Source organism: Streptomyces doebereineriae (assembly GCF_031845645.1).
Lineage (GTDB): Bacteria > Actinomycetota > Actinomycetes > Streptomycetales > Streptomycetaceae > Streptomyces > Streptomyces canus.
Map to the genome: position 1 here is coordinate 1 of NZ_JAVREZ010000470.1, position 416 is coordinate 416.

Annotated in this window: 1 protein-coding gene; it reads right to left on the bottom strand. The window is 67.3% G+C overall.

The features are described 5' to 3' along the window. Window positions 1-416: DUF1365 domain-containing protein (locus tag RNB18_RS52825; protein WP_311721155.1), on the bottom strand; the 416-nt coding region annotated here is incomplete at both ends.

The following is a 416-nucleotide window of genomic DNA, read 5'->3' on the forward strand; positions in this document are numbered from 1 at the left end:
GGCCGGGGTATCACGGGAACCCGGCGCAGCCACAACTTGATCCCCTCGATGCGGATGGCGAGGGCCCCTGCCAGCGGGGCCAGCGGCGCGGCCAGTTGAAGGCGCATGATCTCCGCTGTGCTCGCCACCCTGCGGTCACCCCGTAGCGTGGCGACAAAGGCCGGATGGCCTTGACGGTGAAGGGAAATCGTCACGTCCACGTGCTCGGCGGGTTCGGGAGCCAGGACTCGGTAGTGCCCGTCGACGGCATTGAACGGTGAGACGTACATGCGCTTCGCCACGTGGGCGCGCCCGTGGGCGGGCAGTAGATAGGCGTGACGCTGGCCGTAGGTGTTGTGCACCTCGGCCACCACGAAGCGCAACGTGCCGCCGGCATCGTGGCACCAGTACAGGCTCAGCGGGTTGAACACATATCC